Consider the following 23,981-nt stretch of genomic DNA (forward strand, 5'->3'; position numbering starts at 1 on the left):
TACGTTAAATATTGTGAAAATTTAGCATATTACCTATGGCGCAATGCGCTGCGCTTATTGCACCCAACGAGAAAACGGTTGCCCAATAATTAAAATTATCCCGGCAGCGTATGGAACTGCAGCGCCGCCAGATTCGCATAGATTCCGCCCAGCGCCACCAGCGATGCGTGGGTGCCGGTTTCGACGATCTGACCATCTTCCATCACGATGATGCGGTCGGCGCGCTGCACGGTAGCCAGACGGTGCGCGATGATGACGGTGGTGCGGCCGACCATCGCCGCTTCCAGCGCCTTTTGCACCAAGCGTTCGGATTCGGCGTCGAGCGCGCTGGTGGCTTCGTCCAGCAACAGCAGCGGCGGGTTCTTTAACAGTGCGCGGGCGATGGCGATGCGCTGGCGCTGGCCGCCGGACAGGCGCACGCCGCGCTCGCCGAGGAAGGATTGATAGCCTTCCGGCAGTTGTTCGATGAACTCGTGCGCGGCGGCCATTTTGGCGGCGGCGATCACTTCCTCGTCGCTGGCACCGGCGCGGCCGTAGCGGATATTTTCCAGCGCATTGGCGGAGAAAATGACGGTGTCTTGCGGCACGATGCCGATGGCGTCGCGCAATATCTGCAAATCAAGCTGCTTGATATCGACGCCGTCGAGCGTGATTTGCCCTTGCTGCGGATCGTAAAAGCGCAGCAGCAATTGGAATAGCGTGGTCTTACCGGCACCGGACGGGCCAACCACGGCGACGGTTTCGCCCGGTTCGATTTCCAGCGTCAGCTGCGACACAGAGTCCGTCAGCGGCCGTGACGGATAGTGAAAAAACACGTTTTTCAGCGCCAGCGCCGAGCCGACTGCGGCGCGCGGCGGCAACGGTTGCGGCTGGGCCGGCGACTGCACTTGCGAATGCGCCGACAACAATTCCAGCAAGCGCTCGGTGGCGCCGGCTGCGCGTTGCGCCTCGCCCAGCACTTCCGACAGTGCGCCGATGGAGCCGGCCACCAGCACCGCGTACAGGATGAATTGCCCCAGTTCGCCGCCGCTCATGGTGCCTTGGATCACCGCATGGGCGCCGAGCCACAGCACGAATACGATGGCACCGAATACCAGCAGAATCGCCACCGCCGTCATGGTGGTGCGGGTGCGGATGCGCTGCATCGCGGTAGCGAACGCATCCTCGACCGATGCGCCAAAGCGCCGGCCTTCGATCGCTTCGTGGGTGAAAGCTTGCACGGTCGGCATCGCGTTGAGTATTTCACCCGCCATCGCCGAGGCATCGGCAATCCGGTCTTGCGAGGCGCGCGACAGTTTGCGCACCCGCCGTCCGAAAAATACGATCGGCAGCACCACCACCGCCAGCAACACGATGATGATGGCGGTGAGCTTGACGCTGGTGACGAACAGCATGCCGAGGCCGCCGACGAACAGCAGCGCATTGCGCAGCGCCATCGAAATGCTGGTGCCGACCACGGCCTGGATCAAAGTGGTGTCGGCGGTCAGGCGCGACAACACTTCGCCGGTCTGGGTGGTTTCGAAAAACTGCGGACTCTGGGTGATAACGTGGCGGTAGACCGCGCTGCGGATATCGGCGGTGACGCGCTCGCCCAGCAACGACACCATGTAAAAGCGGGCAGCGGTGGCGATTGCCAGTACCGACGCCACGCCAAATAAGGCCAGAAAGTAAAAATCGACGTTCTGAATGTTCTTGCTACCGGCAGCGACGACAGCGCCGGCGTTGCCAAAGCCGAGATCGATCATCTGCCGGAATGCATACGGAATCGCCAGCGTGGCGCCGGCGGCGACCAGCAATGCAATCCCGGCCAGCAGGAATTCACGCTTGTAAGGCGCGAGAAAAGGCAGCAGTCCTTTGAGTGTGGCCAAGCTGCTTTTTTGCGGCTTGAGCGCGATTGCGGTGCTGCTGGAAGTTGTGCTGGTGCTGGATGTTGTGCTGGTAGTGGTCATAATTTCTGTGGTTTGTCGTATCCGGTCATTTCAAGATAGCCGCGCCCGGCGGGTGCGCCGTCGCGGCTGATGGTCACAGCGCCTTCCCAATATACCGCGCCGGTGGAGCGCCGCGCATCGAGTTCCTGATCATCCTGCAACGGGGTTATGTGCCAGAGATCGCCGCCGGTTTGTATCTGCATCGCCACCGGGTAAATCGCTTTGGTGCGCGGCGATTGCCAGCGCCGTTGCGGGGTAAATAGTACGGCGTCCGGCATGAATTGTGTCATCTTTCCGGCTGGATTGCGCAGCGCAGCATGGCTCCACAGTGTCGCGCCGGCTTTGCTTCTGATGCGAAACGCCATCAGCGCGCTGCCATCATCCAGATTCGCGCCCAGCCAGTCCCAGCCGGCCGCATCGGCATCCAGCACGCTGCTCGACCATTCGTGATCGAGCCAGGCTGTGCCGGTTACTGTTAGCGGTTTGCCCTGGCGGATCAAAGTGCCGGCGACCGTCAATTGCGGCTCGCTGTAGTAATAACTGGCTTGTTGCGGTTTCGGCCCTTTGCGCGAGTAACCTTGTTCGCCTTGCAGCATCGGCGCTTGGCTTGGCTGCAGCGTCAGTTGCAAATCGAAGTCGCGGGTACGGACCACGGCCTGATAGCGGCCATCGGCGCTGCGGGTAAGCTGCCAGTCGTCGAGCTTGACGTCGGTATCGCCTTCCGCCGCGTAAGCCAGGCCAAAACCCTGACGGGCGCTTTTTTCGCTGTGCAGTAATTTCTTTTCAGCCGGATCGGACAAAGCCGCGTGCGCGATGATCAGTTGCTTCGGCGCAAAGTTGCTCGGGTTGGCGGCATCATGCTCGGTGGCCGAGCGGAAGAAAGTGATCTGGAAACCGAGCGGCTTATGCTCCGGCATTTGCAGCCAGCCGGTTGCGTACCACCATTCGGTGCGAAATTCAGGATGCGCGCCGAAGTCGGATGGAAAAATGAGCGCTTTATCCGGCGTGACCGCGGAGAATTGCGGCGGCGCAGCCCAAGCATTGGAAAGTAGCAAACACAGAAGTAGGGTGCGCCATGCGCACCGGAACAATTCCATCACCAATCCTCCTTCACCGCCTGAATCGCGCTGCCCGACAACGCTTGCCGTCCCGCCACCAGCGCTGTCAATGCGGCCGACACCAGCAGCAAACCGGCCACGGATACCAGCAAACCCCACGGCATGTGCAATTCCATAGTCCAGTGAAACGATTGCGGATTGACGATAAATACCAAAATCAAACTGATCAGCCAGCCCAGCACGAAACCCACCGCAATCCCGATCGCCGTCAGCAAGCCGCCTTCGGCCGCCAATATCGCCAGAATCTGCCGGCGCGTGACGCCAATGTGACGCAACATGCCGAACTCCCGGGCGCGCGCCAGGGTTTGCGCGGAAAAGGTAGCGGCCACGCCGAACAGGCCGATCACGATTGCGATCAGTTCCAGCAAATAGGTGACGGCAAAGCTGCGGTCGAAAATCTTCAGGCTGACAGCACGGATCTGGCCCGGCTCGGAAAACTCCAGTGCGCTGCCGAACGCAAGCCGCTTCAGCGTGGCGCTGGCTTGCGCCGGATTGACGCCGGCTTGCAGCCATAGCGCAGCATCATTGACCGTCAAATCGCCGGTCAGATTTTGATAATCCGATAGCCGGATTTGTATCGCGCCCGACTGTCGCGCATAGTCGCGCCAGATGCCGGCCACGACGAAGTCGTGTGGCTTGCCGCCAATCGGCAGGCTGACGCGCTTGCCCACCGCATAGCCGTACAAATCGACCATCGCTTCCGAGACCCAGATCGGCATCGCATCGGTGGGAACGATGGTGGCGCCGATAACCGGCACCACCTTGCCCGGCGCGTTGACATCAATCGGGCGCGCCAGCAAAACCACATCGGCGCGGTCGGACGCCAGCGCCAGTTTCGACAGGCGCAGGAAATCGGCGCGATTGACGCCGTTGGCAGCGCGGATCGCCTGTTGTTCCTCCGGCTGCAGACGGCCAGTGTCGCCTGTCATCGCCGAGCGCACATAAAGTTGGGCCGGCAAAACCTGCGTCAACCAGTCATCGACCGAGACCCGGAAGCTGGCGACCATGATCGCCATCGCCACCATCAGCGCAAAACTCGACAGCACGCCGCCCAGCGCAATCGAGGCTTGATTCGGCGCATTCGCCAGCCGCGCCAGTGTCAGGCTCAACACCACATTCGGCGTCTGTATCCGGCCCGTGAAAGAAAACAGGCCGGCTGCCAGACGTGGCATCAGTGCGATGCCGCCAATCAGCAGCAAGGCTACCGCCAGAAATCCGAATACCGGCAAGTCCGCCACCGGCGGCAATTGCGTGAATACTACGCCCAATGCCAGGCAAGCCAGCGCCGGCCACGGCGACGCCAGTTTCGCCAGCGCCGCATCTTCGCTGCCGGATTTGAGCGCCAGCGCAGGTTGGGCGCGGGCGGCTTCCCACGCCGGAGCCGCCGCGCCCAAAACGGCTACCGTCGCGCCGAGCACAAAGAACACCAGCGCGGCCAGCGGGCTGAAATGCACGGTGGGTTGCACTCCGGGGAAATAACCGCCGCCCAAGTCGCCGCCAAAAAAATGCAGAGCGGCAGCCGCCATCCCGTATCCGGCTGCGATGCCGCAAGCGGCGCCGATTGCGCCCAGCGTTGCGCCTTCCAGCAATATCTGGCCCATCAAATGGCGGCGCGTCATGCCCACCACGCGCAACAGCGCAAACTGGCTGCGGCGGCGCAGCACCGACAACGCCTGGGTGGAAAACACCAGAAACGCACCGGTAAACAATGCCACCAGCGCCAGCACATTCAGATTGACGCGGTAAGCGCGCGACATATTGGCGGTGCGCGCTTCCTGATCGGCGGTTTCCGTCGCCAGCAAACGGCCTTGAAATTCGCGGTTGAGAGCAGCCTTGAAAGCAGCGCGATTGACGCCGTCAGCCAGCTTCAGTTCGATCCGCGACAGCTGGCCGATGCGCCCGAAGCGCCATTGCGCCGCGCCGATATCCATCACAGCGATGCGTTGTCCGGCGCGGGAACGCAGCAAAGTGCCGGCCACGCGCAAACGGATGGTGCGACTGCCTGAACGCAGCTGCAAAAATTCGCCTGACCGAATTTTTAGCCATTCCATTGCTGCCGGGGAGAGAAAAATCGCATCATCGGCGAGAGTGTCGAAAGGTTGATCGTCAGCGGGAATTCCGATCAAGTCGGGCGCAATTTCAGCGGCACGGAACACATCAATGCCGAGAATCTTCAGCGCGCTGCGCTCACCTGAACCGGGTGCATTAACAACGCTTGCGTCCAGTTCCAGCACCGGACTAGCCAGCGCCACGCCATTACGCTCTGCCAGCAGCGGATAAAGCCGCTCGTCAAAGCGCGCCTGTACGCCGCGCACCTGCAAATCGGACAAGCCCGACAGGCTCTTGATCGCCGCCGAAAATTCGTTAAAAGCCGCCGCATTGATCAGATGGATCGCAAACCCGAGCGCCACCCCCAGCGCAATCGCGCCGATGGCGACAATGGCGCGCACCGGATGGGCGTGCCATTCGCCGAGCAACAGCCAACGGGTCAGGAGTCGCAAACGGATTGGCATGGGCGCAGACATTGAGGTAAGAAAATCAAGCCGGGCGCAAGCCGTTTTTGCTCAACACCAGCACGCGGTCGGCCAATTCCGCCGCCGCATACGAATGGGTCACCATGATGGCCGACGCGCCGCTGGCCTTGATTTCTGCACGCAACAACAGCAACACGCTGTGCGCAGTGTCGGGATCGAGGTTGCCGGTCGGCTCGTCGGCCAGCACCAGATTCGGCCGATGCACCAGCGCGCGGGCAATCGCCACCCGCTGCATTTCGCCGCCCGACAATTGGCGCGGGAAATCTCCGCCGCGCCCCTGCAAGCCAACCGCATCAAGCATTTCCTGCGCCCGATGCCGGCTTTCGCCATTCAGCAGCAAGGGCAGGGCGATGTTCTGTTGCAAGGTCAGATGCGGCAATACATGGAAAGCCTGGAACACGAAACCCATCTTCTTGCGCCGCAATAAAGTCGCAGCGTCGTCATCCAGCGCCGACATGACGACGCCATCAATAACCACCTCGCCCGAGTCCGGCGTATCCAGCCCGGCAATCAAGTTCAACAGCGTCGATTTGCCCACGCCCGATTCGCCCATCACCGCAATGAATTCACCCGCAGTCAGCGTGTAAGACAAGTCATCCAGCACGGGTTGTGCATTGCGGTACGACTTGGTGATATGGCGCAGTTCCAGCATGGATGCTCCGGTGGTGTTGTCCGTTTTGAATTGCGGAGAATTGCTATTTAGTTTTAATAATATAGGGAGTATCAATAAAAAATGCCACTTCTCCGCATATTTTCATTGGCTTTTATAAAAATACGTTGTTGAGTATGTTTTTAGCTAAATACGATAGATTGATAATGGGCGCTGCCGGCGAGAAATAGCTTATCGGCGTGTTGGGTGTAAGCGCTGATTATCCTGCATACGGCGGTTGGACGGGCGCGAAGCAGCAGCGTTTTGGATGATGCGCCATCCGAGTGCGTTTTTGCGGCGCGTATACTGAGCCGTTTCGGAATACTTATGAACGAGGATATCGCTATGACTCCCGCAGTAAGAAAATTTGTAGTGTCGGAGTTTGCCAGCCCGTCTGATGGCGAGCCGATTCGATCTGTAGTGCTGGAAACAGAAGAGTCCGTAATCGTCGTTTGGCATGTTCTTCCTGGGCAAGAACTCGCTGCTCACGTTCATTCACACGGCCAAGACACCTGGACCGTCCTCTCGGGTTCTGCCGATTATTACCAGGGAAACGGCGTGGTTACCAAGCTTAAAGCCGGAGAAATTGCCGTCGCGAAACCTGGGCAAGTTCATGGTGCCATGAACACTGACGCGAAAGATCCCTTTGTCTTCGTTTCCGTAGTAGCGCCGGGTAATGCCGGCTTTGCGTTGGCTGAAAAATAACCGTTAACAGCAGATGGCCGCGGTGAATGAAGCTCTAACATGCATTCCACCGGACTGCCTGCGGCGGCAGGTGAATTTAGATGTCAGACCTCAGCACGAAAGGTTGAAATGAATACACGATTATTTGCATTCGTCGGCGCAGACATTGGCCCATGGCGAATTGTCAGGACCGAAACCAGAGTTGGCGAGCCCCTGCCTGAAGCCAAAAGGCTCAACGTCGTATCCGCTTCAGAGGTGCAGTCTGAAACCAGTGCACCCTGGATACTTCGTGGGATAACCAGCAATGAACGATATGTCATGCGCGCAGAGAAGAACGAAATTGTGGCGAAGCAGCAAGGTCTGGCGCGCCCAGAAGCAACGTGCGCTGCACTAATACCGATCCGGAAGAACACAGCTTGGTGGGAGCTCACGCAAGACGAGCGCCAGAGCGTTTTCGAACAGTCAAAGCACGTCCAAATCGGGCTTAAGTACTTGCCTGCAGTAGCGCGCAAACTCCACCACTGCCGCGACCTCTCTGAGAATGAACCGTTCGATTTTCTTAATTGGTTCGAGTACGCGCCCATCCATGAGGTTGAGTTCGACAGGCTGCTTTCCGAACTGCGTGCGTCAGAGGAATGGAAGTACGTTGACCGAGAAGTCGATATCCGTCTCATACGCGAACATGTCTAACTCTTCGTTACAAGGTCGTAATCCGCACCCTTATGAAATGGACTCCACCATGAATGCTGCCGCAAAAGTAATCGGCCTGGATATTGCCAAAAACGTGTTTGTCGCTGTCGGCCAAGATACGCACGGGAAGATTGTATTGAAGCGCACATTATCGTGTAGTGACATGCTCAGTCATGTAGGGCGGGTGCAACCCGCATAGGGAGCATCAAAGGCCGTAACCCGCAACACGCGGGAGGGCGCAATTGAAGCGAAGCGCATTGCGCCGTATGTGAGTTTCAGTACTACTGGGGTCAGTCTCGATTAGTTTACTAATCAAAAAAACTATTCCGAAGCGGATTCCCTTTAATCTTGGTCCAACTGGTTGATGGGTGCGCGGCATTACTCATAGTGCGACCACATCCTGAGTATCTTGACGGTCCGTTGTTCCTCCAACACTTGATAGACCAGACGGTGCTGAATATTGATGCGCCGCGAATAAGCGCCAACCAAGTCCCCAACCAGCTTTTCGTAAGGAGGTGGATTCTGGAATGGGTTTTCGCTCAGGACCGCCAGCAATGACTTGGTTTTTTCCTTCAATCCGGCGGATGCCAGTTTCTGGGCATCTTTTTGCGCGTGTTTCGTGTAGACAATTTGCCAGCTCACCAGCCGAGCTCCTTGCCGCATTCGTCAACGGAAGCCGACAATCCTTCCCGTATCGATTCGCGCATGCCAGGGATAGACAATAGATAAACGGTTTCCTGAATCGATGCCCAGTCGTCTGCCGACACCAGCACTGCGTTGTGTCGCTTGCCAGTAATGACAATGGGTTGATGGCTGGTAGCCGTTTCATCGATCAGGCGATAAAGGCTTGCCCGTGCTTCGCTTACGGTAATGGTAGTCATGTTTTGCTCCTTCGTTGATTGCAATACCGTACGTTATGACGTACTTTTTGTCAATTTGCGCGTTTGGTGAATGATAACGAGGCTGCGCTAAATACGATGGATTGATGATGGGCGCTGCCGGCGAGAAATAGCTTATCGGCGTGTCGGATGTAAGCGCTGATTATCCTGCATACGGCGGTTGGACGGGCTAGTTATAGCGCCGCACGATCCCGCCCTGCAATCGGATTTCGGCAAAAGATTCACGATGAAGAAATATGTGTTTCCAGGACACCTGGCATGACGGTAATGAGACTTCGGTTGTATTTGGCGCAACATGCGGCGCAATGCGCTGCGCTTATTGACGCCCTACGAATTGCGCCTTACGAATTGCGGTTTACGACCGTGGAGTTGATCGGGCGGCGCAAGCGGTGACGCTGCGCATAGGTTAAGATTTTCTTAATCGCCCAATTTCAGGAGATACGTCATGAGTTCAAAATTGCGTTTTCCAGTCATTTTTACAGCCATGTTATCCACTGCATGCGTGTCTCCAGTTGCTTGGACGCCTCGATCTGATCTTTTGGGCAGTCCGGCATCAGTATCAGCCGCCGCGCGTGCGATTGTTATTACCCCGGACACTAAGTATGTAAACGTAATCGGCGGCGAAACCATTAGGTTCATTGCGGGTGACAAATCATTCGCCTGGGCTTTTGATGGTGCAAGAGACGCATTTTACTTAGACCAGATTGCACCACCAGGCGTGCTTGACCACAAAGTGATCGCTTATGTCGCGCCGAATCCTCTATATACCGGCGGTAATGGCGATCGTGCGGGTGATGGCGGCGGTCATAAGTAACTCCCGCGTCAGAACAGATGTCGCCTCGATAGGTATTTAATCAGCGGGGGCGCGAACGCATGATCCGCGTGGAAAGGCCGTAACCCGCAACACCCGGTAGGACGCAATTGAAGCGAAGCGCATTGCGCCGTATGTAAAGCATCAGGCACGACGCCGCGCGGGTTGCACCCGCACTTCATGACTTATTTGTCATCCGGCACAACAAGTTCTCGCAACACGCCACCGTCACGTACGGTGCCGCTGGTTGTGCCTTCACCCTCTATGCGGCGCTGACACGCTTCACGCTCCTCTGCCGGCAGCGCATTGCAACGTATCAAGGCATTTTGCTGATACGCACCCTGGCCGCTATCGAGGCGTCCCTTTTTTGACTCTTGCAGCGTTGCCCCGGCCTCTTTCAGGCACGTTGCGCGATCCTGGTTCGACTGGCCACTATTGCACACTGCGCGATCTGCCTGGTAGCGTGCGTTCGCGTCTGCCACATTACTTGCAGCCATTGCCGCTGTTGCGGCAAACGCGGTGCTCAATATGAATAGCGCCAGAGCCGGCAAGCGAGTTGTTTTACGGTGGTTATTCGTGGCTGCTGAAGCCCAATGAATTTGATTAATTGACATGATGATCTCCGATTTAGAGCCTGAATCTATCGAAAAACGGTGCCTGTTGTATGTGCGCTACCCGACTTAGTGCGCGCTTAATTGCGCCCGCTAACGGATCTCTGTGAGGCTTGCCTGGCGCAATCAAATTCCTCCCCACCGGCTTCGAGAATGGATTTTTGCCGATGGAACTCAGACGCGCCTTATCGGCGCTTATCTGTTCCTTTCTGTTAATAGCGCTCGCGGCGATCATCGCGCATCATCCGCTCCACCTCATCACGCAACGCCGTCAATTCATTTCGTAATTGAAGCTTTTCTTGCCGGGTAACGATGCCATCAGACTTGAAACGGGCTTCCTGGCGTTCAATCTCGCGTTCCCTGCGCTCCAGTTTGCGCGCTTCACCTTCCGTTATGCGGCCGGAGCGAACCCCTTCTTCAATCCGATCGCCGATTCTGAATTCGCGACTGTCGATACCGGGCGTATTGTCTGGCCGGTCAGACCGGTCAGCCCGGTCAAACTGGCCTGACTGTCGTGCATCAGCGCGAGGATTTGAATTGGTGATTTTATATTCAACTTCAGCGCGGAGGGCATCCAGATCCTGCCTTAATTGCTGGCGTTCTTGCGGACTGGCAGAGCCATCAGACTTAAAGCGATTTTCCCGGATTTGAATTTCCCGGTCACGTTGATATAGATACTGCGCCTCAGCAGGGGTAATGCGCCCAGACGCCAAACCTTGTTGAATCCGTGCGTTGATATCTTGCTGGGCACGGTTGATATCGGGTGTATTTGTACCTTGCGCCATCACTGGGGACATGCCTATGCCAGCAAACAAAGCAGAAGCTAAGAAGGAGCCAGCTATCAATTTCGATTTCATATCGTTTTCCTATTGTGTTTATGGATTAGCAAACAACGTGCAGAACAATTTAGCGAAAGGCTTGAATAGCAACGTATTTAATCGCGGTATGGGTTGTTCGGCCGGCGGTCAAAGCGGTTTGGTACGCCGTCACCATCACGGTCACGGTCGAAGCGGTTTGGTACCCCGTCATGATCGCGATCATGACGGGGGCGATGATCGCGATTCCAGCGAGGTTGGCGCCAGTCCTGCCTGTATGGCTGTTCCACATAGTAGGGTTGCGGCTGTACATAGACCGGGCGCGGCTGCACATAGACCGGCGCTGGTTGCGCATAGAAACCCGGAACCCCAATACTGACTGAAACGTCAGCACGCGCCATGGCAGGAGCGGCAGCTAACATCAGCATGGCGCCTGACAATAATCCTGTGATAACTGCGAATCGGCTTTTCATCGTAAATCTCCTTGAAATATTTCCGGTTGATGTCCGTATTACATGCCAAACAACGATGCCCTGCAATGCCGGATGCGTAACCGAGGTAACCAGATGTATCGGCACAGGGAAGCGGGAAGGGCAAGTCTGCTGACCAAATCAATTTCCAGCGCGCGCCGGCATCGGCAGAAAAAGTTCTCGTGCTGTCTTGATTTTCCGCATTGAAAATCCACATGCCAAGTGCCAAAGATGCCTGTCCGGTTATTCTTTGTATGGTGCGCTCGCAGTATCCTGAGATGCGTTCCCGACCGGCTGCTATGCGCAAAGTGTGTATTTGTGAACTACTCTATTGGGGGGGATATATGTCGATTACAGCGGGTGCCCCGGTGAAAGATTTTCCTATCGTTTGCGTCGGCGGTTCGGCCGGCGGCCTGGACGCCTATATTCGGCTATTGCAAAATCTTCCGGCTGACATGGGTGTCGCCGTCGTCGTCGTTAATCACATCACAATCATGCCTACCCGCCTGCATGAAATTCTTCCTCGCTACACAACTATGCCGGTCGATCTCATCACGGAAAGTTTGCTAATCGAACCTAACCGCGTATTTATCATTCCCGCAAATCGGGATTTACATGTACTTAATGGAGAGTTCCGACTAAAGCCAATCTCAAAGCCGCGGGGCTGGCCTGATGTCATCACGGTTTTCCTGCGTTCACTGACGCGTTACTGGGACGGCAAGCTGATTGCTATTATTGTCTCTGGCTATGATGGCGACGGGGCAGCAGCGCTGTGCGGCATCCAGGAAGTAGGCGGTATTACCATCGCGCAAAAGCTTAGTACCGCAAGCCAATCAGACATGCCGGCGAGCGCAATCGATAGCGGGTGCATCGATTTTGTGCTGTCGCCAGAAGAGATTGCGCAAGAAATTGTGCGCATTGCGCGAGAGTCGAAGTTGAAGACGAAGTAACACGAACTGCCGCTTGAGGGCGATATCGCCCATTCAAATTGCCGATGTTCGATGTTAATAGCTGCTCAATTTGCAACTTGCAGGTTGCAGGATCATTTCAGGAGGTAGGGTGCGCGCTGCGCACCGATTTGCGGCCAATCACGGCCAATCACGGCGTTTTCAGAATATTGCAGTTGTCCTTCAAGAAAGACAGTACTTCGACGAATTTTGTATCCCAATCGTCCAGCAGGTATTTTTCTGCTTCCGCAAAAAAATCATCCCATAGCGCTACCAAGCCTTCGCGCATTTCGTATGGGGCAAATTGGTTGATGTATGCCGGCACCAATACCGGATTGATGCCTTCCTTGCGGATTTTTCGCACTATTTCCCGCGCTTTTTTCTCGTTGATGCTGATTTTTGGCGCGGCGCTTCCGGCCAGACAGAGAAATAGGGTCAGCAGGGAATCCGAGTCCGATTTGCCTTCGGTGACGCGGGTCCAGTCTTTCGAGACGATGGCGTCAAAATTGCTCACATCGTCGGCGTCGTCACTGCGCAAGAAGTATTTTTGCTTGAGCTTGTCCAGCAACTCGGCCAGCGTGGTGCTCGGGTCGAGGATTTCCGGGATGTCGGTCTTGACGATTTTCTTGCGGATACGCTCCACAATGGGCCTGTACTGCTCGGGCATGTCGTCGGGGATCACGTGGGCGCGTTTTTTGGCGTCGGCGCTAATGCCCTTGGTTCTCAGAGCGTCTATCAATTGTGCAAATTCGAATGCGCTCGGCATCGCGCCTGCCTTGCTCTGACTTTTGCTGGCGCTCAAACGCAGCAGTATCGCAGTGCGTATCACCAGTTCAGCGGCTTCATCTTCCAGCGCGTCAGCGGGCATTCCTGCCTGTTCGGCGAGCCAGATCGCCGCTGCAATTTCATCCTGCGCATCTATGCGTTTCTTCTGCTCTTTCCGGTAGGCAACTGGCGTCAGGCGCGACCATTTTTCCAGGAAATCCTTGACCTGCGTGCTCTTGTGGCTGCCGATGATGGCGTCTTCCGGCAGGGCAAACAATTTTTTCAGCATCTCGGAGCCGCCGCGCGAATGCGACAGGAATGAATTGTCGCGCAGCGATTGCGCTGCCTTTTCCACATCCCCAGCGGTTTTTTCTTCAAGGTACAGACTCACCAGATTGACCATGCGCGTCAGCGCAGTTTCCACATTCGGGCGCAGGTATTGGGAGCCAAAAAAGTCGGCAATCTGGATCATGCCTTTCGGCGCGTCATCCAGAATGGCGCGCACTTTGGCAGGATCAATGATGCTGTTTTGCACTCCGAAATGCAGCGCCTTTTCAAAAAACGGGCGACCGTCGTACAGTGAAATCTTGTTGCTGTTATCGGGCATAGGAAATTGGAATTGGTTTAAAACGGTCTGATGCAGCACGGTGCAGGCAAGACATGACATGAAAAACATTGTCCACGAAAGACACGAAAAGCACGAAAGAATGCATAAACCTTTCTTTGTGCTGCGACTGAGAAGGGTTTTTCGTGCCTTTCGTGTTTTTCGTGGACAGTTTTACTGCATTATTTACAGCGCGGATTCCTCGCCCAATACAGCGGCAGGCGCTTCTTCCTGAACCTGTTCTTTGGCGTTCAAGGCCGCTTCAGCAAGCGCTTCAAGGCGCACGCTGTCACGCCAGCGCGCGCGCAACATGAACAGAATTTCGCTGAACAGATCGGGGGTGACATAGCGCAGCGTCCAGGTCAACTCCATCCAGTCGTGATCATTCACTTCTTCCAGGCTGAGGCGCGGATGCTCGTCGGGGTCGGCCGCCAGGTCATAATCGACCAGAGCGGTTTTCGACTCGTTGCCGTACTTGAAAAGATCGAACGTCGAGTACTGAAAGAAATGTTCAACCCGTTCGGCCTTGTCGGACAGATAGTCCACCAGCGCATCGCAGCCGCCATCGAGCGCGCCAATCGCATTCAGGAATTCGCCGGTATCGTGGTCTTCGCGAAAGATGACCGAGTTGATCATGCCGCGCAAGTGTTCGTGGCTGACATCGTTGTAGCGCGTCTCCAGAACCACCGCGCGGGCGAATTGTTCCGGCGTGACCAGCATATTGACGATGGACTCCTTGGATACGTCATATTCCCGAATGATCGCCAGCAGGTCGGAGGGCGGCAGATCATCGAGGGCGACCACCAGCGCGTAATCGCCCTCGGTATCGGCCAGGGATACCAGCGCAAATTCCGCACCGATAATATCGCCGGCGCGGACCAGACTTTGTGCTTTCAGTAGTGCAGGAATGGTGTTCATGGGCTATCCAGTGCAAAAAAGTGATTAGTTGTTGCGGTCAAATCCCTGTTCGGCGAGCCAGTCTGATCCTGCTTCTGCGAGATCGGAATCTGCGTCATTCCTGTCATCGTTTTCGTCGCCATAGTCGTTGCCAAATTCGTCACCATCATTGCTATCGGCCTCATCCGAGCCCTCGGCGTCATCCGAGCCGGCATGTTGCGGGATGCCGATATCGCCTCTGCAGTGCAGATATTCCAGGCCGGCTGTGACGATCAGGAACTGTTCGCCGTCCGGATGTGCAAGGACAGTTTTGGCAAGCTTGCTGGCCCATGCGGTTAATTCCAGCGATGGCAGCAGCGTTGCCCACAAGGGAAAATCTTCCGGCTCCTTGGTTACCAATGCTTCCATTGCCTTGCCGCTGACAAAGTTGATGCCGTTGTGGAAAGCGACTGCACCCATTTCCGGATAGTTCTTGATCATCGGCATCAGGGAAGGGATTTGGGCCCGCTTCGCTTCCAGTCGCGACGCTAGGACATCATTGCCGGCAGAATCGGTGCTCATGTCATCAAGCTCGGAATCATAGGCGGATTTGAGGTCGTGGAAAAATGGGGAAAGTCTCAATGCAGTACTCCTTGAATATAATTTGTCCAAATTTCTTTGGCTGTTTCAATCGGGTTGTCGAGCAAGTTGCGGCGGCGATTTTCATCATAGGCAGACCGTTTTGCTGCGACCGACAGCGTGTCATACGCTTCCTTGATTTCCCGAAATTTGTCTGGCGCATCGTCCGATGCATTCTTGTCCGGATGGAACAATGACGCTTTTTGCCGGAAGGCAGTTTTTACCTCCGCGAGCGAGGCGTCGCTTTCGATGCCCAACACGAGATAGTAATCTTTAATATTCTTCATTTAAGCTACCTTGGTATTTCTATGAGTATATTTAATGACCGCAATTAAAATATGCGTGAAATATACTAAAAATATCAATACTCCTTGTTTTTAGAAGTTTGACTACCGGGTCATTAGGCGCCGCAGCCAGAAACTGATTGCATCGACTGCAGCTACCATCATCAGCATCGCAATGATGACGCTGGCGGCTTGCTGCATCTGGAATAGCGACAGGTGGTATTTCAGCATCTGGCCCAACCCGCCGGCGCCGACCACGCCCAGGATGGCGGCGGCGCGGATATTGTTTTCCCAGCGGTACAGTGTATACGACAACATTTGCGGCAGCACTTGCGGCAGTGTCGCATAAAAGAAGGCCGTCATCGGCCGCGCGCCGTTAATGCGCAGCGTCGCTTCCGGCGCTGGCGGCAGGTTTTCCAGCGTGTCGGCGAACAGACGTCCCAGTACGCCGGTGGTATGCGCCGCCAGCGCCAGCGTGCCGGCGAACGGGCCAAGGCCGGCGGCAATCAGCAGGATCGAGGCCCAGACCAGTTCCGGTATCGAGCGCAAGATATTCAGTTTCAGGCGGATCACCGCGCGCGCAGTGCGGCCAAAGCGGCCGCTGGCCGGCAGCGCCAACGCGATGCCGAGCACGACTGCGATGCCGGTGCCGAGCGCCGACATCGACAGGGTTTCCAGCGTGCCGATGGCGATTTTCAGTAGGAAAGGTCCGGCCAGTTCAGGCGGCGCGAAGCCATGCAAAAATTCCATGCTGGAGCGCAGTGCATCGGCACTGAACAGCGCGCTCCATTGCAGCGGCAGCGAGGCAAAACTGGCGACGATCAGCGCCAGCAACGCAACGAGCAGGGCGACAGCAGAAAAATCGGCTACCGGCGGCGAGGGAATTTGACGGGTTTTCATGGCATTAACCCAGGCGTTTGCGCAAAAAGGTGCTGACCAGATCGGCGCACGCCACCAGCAGCACGAAGATGATCAGCATGGTGGCGACTTCGCCGCCGGCCAGCATCTTCATCGATTCATCCATCCGTTGCCCGAGGCCGCCGGCACCGACGAAGCCCATGATGACCGAGCCCCGGATCGCGCATTCCCAGCGGTAGGTGGTGTAAGACACCAGTTCCGAGGCCGCTGCCGGCAACGTGCCATACAGCAGCGCAGCCAGCCGGCTGCTGCCATTTTTCAGCAGCGATTCTGTAGCATGGGCGTCGGTGGATTCGAGGATTTCGGCGTACACCTTGCCCAGCATGCCGCAGTAAGTCAGTGCAATTGCCAGCACGCCGGCAGTCGGCCCCAAGCCGACGATGCGCACGAACAGCAGCGCCCAGACCAGTTCCGGCACGCTGCGCAACAGCACCAGCAGCCAGCGCGCAATTTGCCGGATGATGAAGCCGGCCAGTCGCATGCGGCCGCTGCCGAGACGGGAAATCGATAGCGACTGCGTCACCAGCAAGGTCAGCGGGATTGCTCCCAGCAATGCCAGAGTCAGGCCGGCGGTAGCCATGGCGACGGTTTGCCAGGTTGCTGCCACCATCAGCTGCAGAAATTCGCCCGAATGGGCCGGCGGCGCAAAATCGGCCAGGAAGCGCCCGGCAGCGTTCAGGCTTTGCGCATCGAGCAAAATCCAGGGTTTGAATTCGCTCGCTACCAGCATCGGCCACAGCAGCACCAGCGCGATGATGCTGCCCATAACGCGGGCGCGCCAGGCTGGATCGGGATGTTGCGAACGGGTTACAGGCATGGGTGTCAGCAGTGCGCAATGACGATGGCAGGCGGTGCGAAATCTACGGGTTGCGGCGTGCTGCCGGCATTCTGGTACAGCGCCGCAATCATCGCGTCGGTCACTTGCGCACGCGCCGCATCGAACATGATGCGGCCATCGCGCAAGCCGACGATGCGCGGGAAATGGCTGCGCGCCAGCTCCACCTGATGCAGGCTGCAGATCAGCGTTGCATTGCGGCTGGCAGATTCTTGTTGCAGCGCGGCCAGGGTTTGCAGCGCCAGTGTCGGGTCCAGCGCCGACAGCGGTTCATCGATCAGGAAAGCTTCGGCGCTGGATACCAGCAGGCGCGCCATGCCGCAACGCTGGCGTTCGCCGCCGGACAGGCGATCGACCCGCGCATACAACTTGTCTTGCAGATTAAAACGCGCCAACGCGTCATAGGCGGCTTGCGCGTTGCGCGCGCCCGGCTTGATCAGCGACGCCAGCGCCCGCCAAAAGCCCCATTGCGGCAAGCGTCCGGCCAGCACTGCCGTCACCACGCGCTGGCGCGGCGGCAGCGGCGGCGTTTGCGGCGCCAGAAACAGCCGCGCGCGCAGCAGATGGCGCTCGGCGTGGGTCAAATCCCAGGGCGACATTCCGAATGCGGAAAATTCGCCCGATTGGGCCCGATGGGCGCAGGCGAAAGTGTGCAGCAAGGTAGTCTTGCCGGCGCCGGAAGGCCCGATCAGCGCCACCTGTTCGCCCTGGTCGATCGACAGGCTGACGTCAAGCAAGGCAAATCCGGCCCCGGCATCTGCATGCGCGGTCGAAGGATGGCGTACGCTGACGCCGCGTAGAACGAATGACATTGTTATTTCAGTCTTATTTCAGCAAGCCGGCGTTGCGTGCTGCCGCTTCGATGGCTGCATAATTTTCAGCCTTGGTCGGAATGAATTTGCTGGCGCGTTGCAAGTCGAGGATTACCTTGTCGGCCGGATTCTTGGCATCCAGCGCCAGGAAAGCGTCGGACAGTTTTTTACGCACTACCGGGTTCATGTCGGCGCGCACGGTCCAGTTATAGTCGTAATAGCCGGGCGTGGTGTAGAACACATGCACCACTTTGGTGTCGACCTTGCCGCCCGCGACCAGTTTTTCCCAGACCGAAATATTCAGCGCGCCGGCATCGACTTTGCCGCCGGAAACTGCGGCAACGGTGGCGTCATGCGCGCCGGAGAAAGCGATGCGCTTCATGTCGGTATCCGGATTGATTTTCGCTGCCAGCAGGTAGGAACGCGGCATCAGATGACCGGAAGTAGACGATTCGGAACCGAAGGTGAAAGTCTTGCCTTTCAGGTCTTCCAGTTTGGTGATGTCTTTGCTCGTGGTGATGAAGACCGATTTGAATTTCTCGTCTTCTGCGCGTTGCACCAGCGGCACAACCTGGTTGTTGCTGCGTACTTTGGCCTGGATGAAAGTGAAGCCGCCGAACCAGACCATATCTAGTTTGTTATTGATCAAGCTTTCGACCGATGTTGCATAGTCGGTTACCGGCGTGAATTCGACCTTCATCCCGAGCTTTTTCTCCAGATAATCGCCCAGCGGCTTGAACTTGCGCTGCAATTCAGTCGGTGCTTCGTCGGGAATGGCCGACACGCGCAAAACCTGCTGCGCCTGCGACAGGCCGGATGACAACAGCATGACTGATGCGAGTGCGGTCGACAGCAGCGTTTTGAGCATTTTGGAGCACGAGAGATGCGACATGGAAAACCTTTCTTAGTGTTTGCGAGAATTTTTGGCGCGATTTTGTGTCTATTTCAGGCGCGTATTATCCGCGAATTACCAGTTACGGGCATAATTGGTAAAAATTCAAGTTCAAGATGTCGCTGCAGGAGTTGCTGGTTTTTGCTGGTTTTTGCTGATTTTTGCTTATTCCCGATCAACTTACCTGAATCCATACCTATGCCACTACAACAGAGACTTTCCGCGTCGCGTGCGACCGCCGCAGATCTGCTGCACAACAGCGCGGCCAACGCAGAGGCGATACGCGCCGAACTGCACTCGGGCTTGCTGGCAGCACAAGCCACCACTTCACCGAAATACCTGTACGACGCGCTCGGCTCCCGTTTGTTCGAGGCGATCTGCCTGGTGCCGGAATATTATCCGACGCGCACCGAGGCGGCGATTTTCGATGCCAACCTGGCGCAGATCGCGCAAGCGGTCGGGCCGGGTGCAACCTTGATCGATCTGGGCGCCGGCAATTGCGCCAAAGCGGTGCATCTGTTCCCTGCCTTGCAGCCGCGCCAGTATGTGCCGATCGATATCTCGGCCGATTTTCTGGCGCAGGCGCTGGCGCCGATACAGCCGTGCTTTCCGGCTATCGAAATGATGGGAGTCGGGCTCGATTTTTCCAGCAACCTGGAGTTGCCTGCTACCGTCAGGCACGAAAAACGGGTGTTTTTTTATCCGGGCTCGTCGATCGGCAATTTTGCGCCGGCACAGGCGGCGGCCTTCCTGAGCCGGATACGCGCTGCTTGCGGTGCCGACGGCGCGCTGCTGATCGGGGTCGATTTGATCAAGGATCACGCCATCCTCGACGCCGCCTACGATGATGCGCTGGGAGTGACGGCGGCGTTCAACCTGAATCTGTTGCATCATCTGAACAGCTTGCTCGGCACCGATTTTGCGGTGCGCGATTGGCGGCATCGGGCGTTTTACAGCCCGCAGCAGAGCCGCGTCGAAATGCATCTGGAAGCGCGCCGGCCGCTGACTGTGCGCTGGCCGGGCGGGCAGCGCCATTTTGCCGAATTTGATCGCATCCATACCGAAAGCAGTTACAAGTACACCCCGCAATCGTTTGCCGACTTGCTCGGCGCAGCCGGTTTTGGCGCGATCCGGACCTGGACCGATGCGCGCGGCTGGTTTGCCGTCATGCATGCGCGGGCTGTGTGACCGGACCAGGAGCCCGACATGCTCATTTCCCTGCTGGCTGAATACGACCTGACAAGACAGGCCACGTTGGCGCTGACTGAGCCGTTGTCCGACGAGGATTGCTGCGTGCAATCGATGCCGGACGCCAGCCCGGTCAAGTGGCATCTGGCGCACACCACCTGGTTTTTCGAGACTTTTGTGCTGGAGCGGTTCGAGCTTAACTTCAAGCCGCATCATCCGGCTTTCCGTGTGCTGTTCAACTCGTATTACCACGGTATCGGCAACCGGCATCCGCGCGCCCAGCGCGGCCTGATCACGCGGCCATCCCTGGCCGAGGTGGAAGATTACCGCAGTAATGTCGATGCCCGCATGGCGGCGCTGATTCTGATCGCCGCCGCGTTGTCGCCGGCACGGTTGGACGAACTGGTGCAACTGGTGACGCTGGGCTTGCAGCACGAACAGCAGCATCAGGAACTGTTGCTAACCGATATTCTGCATCTGCTTTCCTGCAATCCGATGCTGCCCGCCTATGCCAGCGGCGCGGTGCCGCCGCTGGCCTTGGTGTTGCCCCTACATTGGCAACAGCATCAGGGCGGCTTGGTCGAGATCGGTAATGCCGGCGGCGGATTCTGTTTTGATAACGAGTTGCCGCGTCACCGGCAGTTTGTCGAACCGTTCGCGCTGGCGTCCCGGCTGGTGACGAACGGCGAATACCTGGCTTTTATCGAGGATGACGGCTATCGGGAGCCCGCAGAGTGGCTGTCCGAAGGCTGGGATTGGCTGCAATTGCAGCAATCTCAGCAACCGCTGTACTGGCGTCAGATCGACGGCGAGTGGCATGAATTTACCCTGCACGGTTTGCAACCACTGGATTTGCAGCGCGCAGCCACCCAACTGTCTTATTTCGAGGCCGATGCTTACGCCCGCTGGTTTGATGCGCGCCTGCCCAGCGAAGCCGAGTGGGAGTGTGCGGTGGACAGCCAGGCGCAGTCAGATGAACAAGCTTTATTGCAATTATTCGATACCGCATGGCAATGGACGTCGAGCAGCTATGCGCCGTATCCGGGCTTTCGGGCGGCTGCAGATGCGATCGGCGAATACAACGGCAAATTCATGGTCAATCAATATGTATTGCGCGGCGCATCCTGCGCCACGCCGGCTGATCATGCGCGCTCCAGCTACCGCAATTTTTTCCCGACCAGCGCGCGCTGGCAATTTACCGGCATCCGCCTGGCACGATCTTTGTGATTTTTTGAGGTGCGACTCTATGGGAGTATGCCTAAAAACAAGGTATTTTCCGCACGTTTTAATTGGTTTTTAGAAATATACCATTTATAGTATGTTGCTAAAAATTATGCGATATCAAGTTTGGTGTAGGGGTGGGTTTGGAATCCGCCCCTAAAATTCAACGCGCATTTTTGCAAAAGGCTGTTCTTTTCCAGTAATGCCGAGTTCCGTGTCGTGATGCAATTTCCAGTTCGCACGCGTATACGGTTTGTCATGGCCGGAGAGGACGAGCGCCACTTTGGTTAGCATGCTTTGCGACGGCACCGGTTTTACATACGACATGCCTATCAGGCCAATGAGGGTTGCGATCATCAGTGCACGGTTCAGCAGGGGTTTTTCCAGCTTGCAAGATAATGCGATGAAGCCCAGGCTGACCGCGGTGCCGAGGATCCCGCCCGATACCGCTTCCGTTACCGAATGGACTTGCACCGCAATGCGCGAGGTGCAAATCAGCGCTCCCAGCAACAGCCCGCCCAGCACTCCGGCGGTGCGGGTCGCAGTGCCGGCGTTTTGCAGCACTAGGTAGAACAGCACCGGCATCACCGCCATGGCGCGCATCGCGTGACCACTGAAGCCGGTAAAATCCAGCGCCGGGATGCCGACGCCCCAGCCGATAAAGGCGATTTTCGATGCAATTACGACCGCCAGACCTGCGCCAAACAAGCCGCACCACCACAAAGACATGCGCCAAGCCCCACCCAGCGCAAGCCAGGCGGCAAAAGCGGCGGCAGCAGGCATCATTACGGTGCTGCCGCCATAACCGGTAATCGTGGTCCAGTAATGCATGTGAAAATTTCCTAAAATGTAAATGAATAAAAAAATCCCGACCAGGCGGGAACCCGGCCTGTCGGATATGCGTTATTGAGCGTTTTCGGGTTCAGCGTTCTTGGGCGGGTACGCAATCGGGATGATGACGGTCAAAGCGGTGCCCTGGTTCTCGCGGCTGTCGATGATCAGTTTGCCGTGCAGCGTGTTGACGCGTTCCTTGATGCCGATCAGTCCATATGAATGTGTTTTCCTGTGGCTATTCGGGAGCAAGCCGATGCCGTCGTCGGCCACTTTCATCAACACGTTGCCGGCCTCCTGCGACAGGCTGATCGTGATTTGATTGGCTTGGGCGTGACGGCAGACGTTAGCCAACGATTCTTGCAGAATGCGAAACAGTGCGGTGGATTGCTCGTCATCGAGCTTGTACTGCGCATCGGCGCCGCTGATGTTCAGGGTGCAGGTAATGCCGCTGCGGCGCTGGAATTCCTTGACTTGCCACTCGAATGCCGCCGGTAGGCCCAAGTCCAGTACCGGCGGGCGCAGATTGTTGATGATGCCGCGCACCGATTTGATGGTGGTATCGATATCATTGAGCGCCGACTTGACCTTCGCGTTGAGTCGCGGATGGCTGTGTGCGGTGCGTGCTGCCAGCATCGAGGCGTCGATGCGCAAGGCCATCAGATTCTGCCCCAGTTCGTCGTGAATTTCGCGCGCGATGCGCTTGCGTTCGCTTTCCTTGACGACTTCCTGATGCGCGGCCAGGCTGCGGATGGTTTCCTGCGATTGCAGCAAGGCATCTTCAGTTTGCTTGAATTCGGTAATATCAAGCACAGAGCCGACCAGCGTTTGTGGCTTCTGGTTTTCGTTGTACAGGATGTTGCCCTGTAACCGGACGTGCCGTATCGTCCCGTCCGGGCGGACAATCCTGCTGATGCCGCTGAAGTTGTTATCGTGCTCGATTGCGTGCTGGATCATCTGATATGCCGCCTTGCCATCTTCCGGATGCATAACTTGCAACATATTTGCAATGCTGGGAATAAATGCTTGCGGCGGCAGGCCACAAATCCGGAAAAATTCATCCGACCAGAGTGATACACCGCTGGCAATGTTGCGCTCCCAACTACCCACATGCGCCACCCGTTGCGCCTGATGCAAGATATATTGGGTGTGCTTCAGCGCTTCTTCGGTGCGTTTGTGTTCGGCAATTTCTGCGTTGAGCCGGGCATTTGTCTGTAATAGTTCCGCGGTGCGTTCCCGTACCTTTGCTTCCAGGTTGTCATGGGCGTTGTGCAGTGCCTGCTCGGCCGTCTTGCGCAAGCTGATATCTTCTACTACCAGGCGACAGGTGTGTTCGGCGGCATCAGCATTGGCTTCGATATGGGCGAAAAACGGGCGTTGCTCGGCATTCAGAAGCTGCACTTCGCACGACTGTTTTGTCTCGCTGGCAAATACGCGCGTCAGAAAAGCATTGAAGGTCGGACGTGATTCGGGCGAGATGAAAGCGCCAAAGCGCCGTCCCACCAGTTTGGAGCGCGCCAGCCCGATCAAACTGGTGCCGGTCAGGTTGACTTCGTGCAAGGTAGCGTCGCGGTCCAGCGTGAAATACCCGATCGGGGCAAACTCATAGAGATCGGTATAGCGCGCCAACAGCAATTCGATTTCCCGTCGGGCATCTTGCAGCTCCAGTAGTTCGCTATTTTGCAGCGTGAGTTCGATTTGATTGACCTGCAGTTCGTGCAGTTGCTTGCGTACATCCGTGTCACTAAGCAATGTTGCCGGATTGAGGCCGTCATTGCGCAACACTTGCTCCGCTCTCAGACGCAGATGATCGGTGCCTGTGGAGTCATTAGAACTATTCATTTTTTGTTTGTTAGCAGTCATTAATATCTCCCTTCAGGTCTTTGCAGGTCGTACTGCGCAAGAAAGAATGCATTGCTTATTTATACATAATATAGGTTTGGACGCAATATGTTTGGTG

25 protein-coding genes are annotated in these 23,981 nt (G+C 56.8%); 6 read left to right on the top strand and 19 right to left on the bottom strand.

All coding sequences use genetic code 11. From position 1 onward, the window contains the following. Positions 1-95: 95 nt before the first annotated feature. Genes FKCLFG_RS04755 through FKCLFG_RS04770 form a run of 4 tightly spaced genes read right to left on the bottom strand, consistent with a single transcriptional unit; the run spans position 96 to position 6,232 of the window. Entirely contained in the window at positions 96-1,949 is a 1,854-nt protein-coding gene (locus tag FKCLFG_RS04755) for an ABC transporter transmembrane domain-containing protein (RefSeq protein ID WP_472615079.1), read from the bottom strand. After that, on the bottom strand, positions 1,946-3,025 hold the full coding sequence (locus FKCLFG_RS04760; RefSeq protein WP_472615080.1) for a lipocalin-like domain-containing protein: 1,080 nt from the start codon (positions 3,023-3,025) through the stop codon (positions 1,946-1,948). Before FKCLFG_RS04760 ends, FKCLFG_RS04755 begins: the two co-directional genes overlap by 4 nt. Continuing rightward, positions 3,025-5,559, bottom strand: coding sequence for an FtsX-like permease family protein (locus FKCLFG_RS04765; protein WP_472615081.1), 2,535 nt, complete (start codon positions 5,557-5,559; stop codon positions 3,025-3,027). Before FKCLFG_RS04765 ends, FKCLFG_RS04760 begins: the two co-directional genes overlap by 1 nt. 25 nt (positions 5,560-5,584) lie before the next feature. Beyond that, positions 5,585-6,232 carry an ABC transporter ATP-binding protein gene (locus tag FKCLFG_RS04770; protein WP_472615082.1) on the bottom strand — a complete coding sequence of 216 codons (648 nt, stop codon included), beginning with the start codon at positions 6,230-6,232 and terminating at the stop codon, positions 5,585-5,587. A gap of 324 nt (positions 6,233-6,556) precedes the next feature. Here FKCLFG_RS04770 and FKCLFG_RS04775 point away from each other — a divergent pair, with 324 nt between their 5' ends. Continuing rightward, on the top strand, positions 6,557-6,934 hold the full coding sequence (locus tag FKCLFG_RS04775; protein WP_472615083.1) for a cupin domain-containing protein: 378 nt from the start codon (positions 6,557-6,559) through the stop codon (positions 6,932-6,934). Positions 6,935-7,042: 108 nt separating this feature from the next. Continuing rightward, the gene (locus FKCLFG_RS04780; RefSeq protein ID WP_472615084.1) at positions 7,043-7,603 is read left to right on the top strand and encodes a chlorite dismutase family protein; all 561 of its coding nucleotides are present in this window, start codon (positions 7,043-7,045) and stop codon (positions 7,601-7,603) included. Positions 7,604-7,981: 378 nt separating this feature from the next. Here FKCLFG_RS04780 and FKCLFG_RS04785 read toward each other — a convergent pair whose 3' ends face one another. Together FKCLFG_RS04785 and FKCLFG_RS04790 are read right to left on the bottom strand one after the other, a co-directional pair. Next, positions 7,982-8,245, bottom strand: coding sequence for a Txe/YoeB family addiction module toxin (locus FKCLFG_RS04785; protein WP_472615085.1), 264 nt, complete (start codon positions 8,243-8,245; stop codon positions 7,982-7,984). Continuing rightward, positions 8,242-8,484 (bottom strand): type II toxin-antitoxin system Phd/YefM family antitoxin, encoded by a 243-nt coding sequence (locus FKCLFG_RS04790; RefSeq protein ID WP_472615086.1) that lies wholly within the window; start codon positions 8,482-8,484, stop codon positions 8,242-8,244. Before FKCLFG_RS04790 ends, FKCLFG_RS04785 begins: the two co-directional genes overlap by 4 nt. Positions 8,485-8,947: 463 nt before the next feature. Between FKCLFG_RS04790 and FKCLFG_RS04795 the strand changes: the two genes are divergently transcribed. After that, complete coding sequence (locus tag FKCLFG_RS04795; protein ID WP_472615087.1) at positions 8,948-9,316, top strand: CzcE family metal-binding protein; 369 nt, start codon at positions 8,948-8,950, stop codon at positions 9,314-9,316. A gap of 182 nt (positions 9,317-9,498) precedes the next feature. Here the strand turns inward: FKCLFG_RS04795 and FKCLFG_RS04800 are convergent, their stop codons facing one another. The 3 genes from FKCLFG_RS04800 to FKCLFG_RS04810 form a co-directional block, all read right to left on the bottom strand. Beyond that, positions 9,499-9,927 carry a hypothetical protein gene (locus FKCLFG_RS04800; protein WP_472615088.1) on the bottom strand — a complete coding sequence of 143 codons (429 nt, stop codon included), beginning with the start codon at positions 9,925-9,927 and terminating at the stop codon, positions 9,499-9,501. Between the two features lie 209 nt (positions 9,928-10,136). Next, positions 10,137-10,781 (bottom strand): hypothetical protein, encoded by a 645-nt coding sequence (locus tag FKCLFG_RS04805; RefSeq protein WP_472615089.1) that lies wholly within the window; start codon positions 10,779-10,781, stop codon positions 10,137-10,139. Positions 10,782-10,858: 77 nt separating this feature from the next. Beyond that, positions 10,859-11,212: a thrombospondin type 3 repeat-containing protein gene (locus tag FKCLFG_RS04810; RefSeq protein ID WP_472615090.1), complete on the bottom strand. Its 354-nt coding sequence runs from the start codon at positions 11,210-11,212 to the stop codon at positions 10,859-10,861. A 341-nt stretch (positions 11,213-11,553) separates the two neighbouring features. Between FKCLFG_RS04810 and FKCLFG_RS04815 the strand changes: the two genes are divergently transcribed. Then, complete coding sequence (locus tag FKCLFG_RS04815) at positions 11,554-12,159, top strand: chemotaxis protein CheB (protein WP_472615091.1); 606 nt, start codon at positions 11,554-11,556, stop codon at positions 12,157-12,159. A 148-nt stretch (positions 12,160-12,307) separates the two neighbouring features. On the opposite strand, the gene FKCLFG_RS04820 is transcribed toward FKCLFG_RS04815, so the two are convergent. From FKCLFG_RS04820 to FKCLFG_RS04855, 8 genes are all read right to left on the bottom strand, one after another. Next, on the bottom strand, positions 12,308-13,528 hold the full coding sequence (locus tag FKCLFG_RS04820; RefSeq protein ID WP_472615092.1) for a hypothetical protein: 1,221 nt from the start codon (positions 13,526-13,528) through the stop codon (positions 12,308-12,310). A gap of 183 nt (positions 13,529-13,711) precedes the next feature. Beyond that, positions 13,712-14,443 carry a hypothetical protein gene (locus FKCLFG_RS04825; RefSeq protein WP_472615093.1) on the bottom strand — a complete coding sequence of 244 codons (732 nt, stop codon included), beginning with the start codon at positions 14,441-14,443 and terminating at the stop codon, positions 13,712-13,714. A 24-nt stretch (positions 14,444-14,467) separates the two neighbouring features. Then, positions 14,468-15,043, bottom strand: a complete 576-nt coding sequence (locus tag FKCLFG_RS04830) for a hypothetical protein (RefSeq protein ID WP_472615094.1) — start codon at positions 15,041-15,043, stop codon at positions 14,468-14,470. After that, a complete protein-coding gene (locus FKCLFG_RS04835) occupies positions 15,040-15,327 on the bottom strand; it encodes a DnaJ domain-containing protein (protein WP_472615095.1) in 288 nt (95 codons plus the stop codon). The genes FKCLFG_RS04830 and FKCLFG_RS04835 overlap by 4 nt, the downstream gene beginning before the upstream one ends. Positions 15,328-15,429: 102 nt before the next feature. Next, a complete protein-coding gene (gene phnE, locus FKCLFG_RS04840; RefSeq protein ID WP_472615096.1) occupies positions 15,430-16,224 on the bottom strand; it encodes a phosphonate ABC transporter, permease protein PhnE in 795 nt (264 codons plus the stop codon). Positions 16,225-16,228: 4 nt separating this feature from the next. Further along, entirely contained in the window at positions 16,229-17,059 is an 831-nt protein-coding gene (locus tag FKCLFG_RS04845) for a PhnE/PtxC family ABC transporter permease (protein WP_472615097.1), read from the bottom strand. Positions 17,060-17,064: 5 nt separating this feature from the next. Next, complete coding sequence (locus FKCLFG_RS04850) at positions 17,065-17,889, bottom strand: phosphonate ABC transporter ATP-binding protein (protein ID WP_472615098.1); 825 nt, start codon at positions 17,887-17,889, stop codon at positions 17,065-17,067. 13 nt (positions 17,890-17,902) lie between these two features. After that, a complete protein-coding gene (locus tag FKCLFG_RS04855) occupies positions 17,903-18,781 on the bottom strand; it encodes a putative selenate ABC transporter substrate-binding protein (RefSeq protein WP_472615099.1) in 879 nt (292 codons plus the stop codon). Between the two features lie 198 nt (positions 18,782-18,979). Here FKCLFG_RS04855 and egtD point away from each other — a divergent pair, with 198 nt between their 5' ends. Further along, positions 18,980-19,969 carry an L-histidine N(alpha)-methyltransferase gene (egtD, locus tag FKCLFG_RS04860; RefSeq protein ID WP_472615100.1) on the top strand — a complete coding sequence of 330 codons (990 nt, stop codon included), beginning with the start codon at positions 18,980-18,982 and terminating at the stop codon, positions 19,967-19,969. A gap of 18 nt (positions 19,970-19,987) precedes the next feature. Continuing rightward, on the top strand, positions 19,988-21,196 hold the full coding sequence (gene egtB, locus FKCLFG_RS04865; RefSeq protein ID WP_472615101.1) for an ergothioneine biosynthesis protein EgtB: 1,209 nt from the start codon (positions 19,988-19,990) through the stop codon (positions 21,194-21,196). Between the two features lie 150 nt (positions 21,197-21,346). Here egtB and FKCLFG_RS04870 read toward each other — a convergent pair whose 3' ends face one another. Next, complete coding sequence (locus tag FKCLFG_RS04870) at positions 21,347-22,021, bottom strand: phosphatase PAP2 family protein (RefSeq protein WP_472615102.1); 675 nt, start codon at positions 22,019-22,021, stop codon at positions 21,347-21,349. A gap of 72 nt (positions 22,022-22,093) precedes the next feature. After that, positions 22,094-23,884 (bottom strand): PAS domain-containing sensor histidine kinase, encoded by a 1,791-nt coding sequence (locus FKCLFG_RS04875; RefSeq protein ID WP_472615103.1) that lies wholly within the window; start codon positions 23,882-23,884, stop codon positions 22,094-22,096. Positions 23,885-23,981: the final 97 nt, after the last annotated feature.

The organism is Gelidimonas denitrificans (assembly GCF_055694065.1).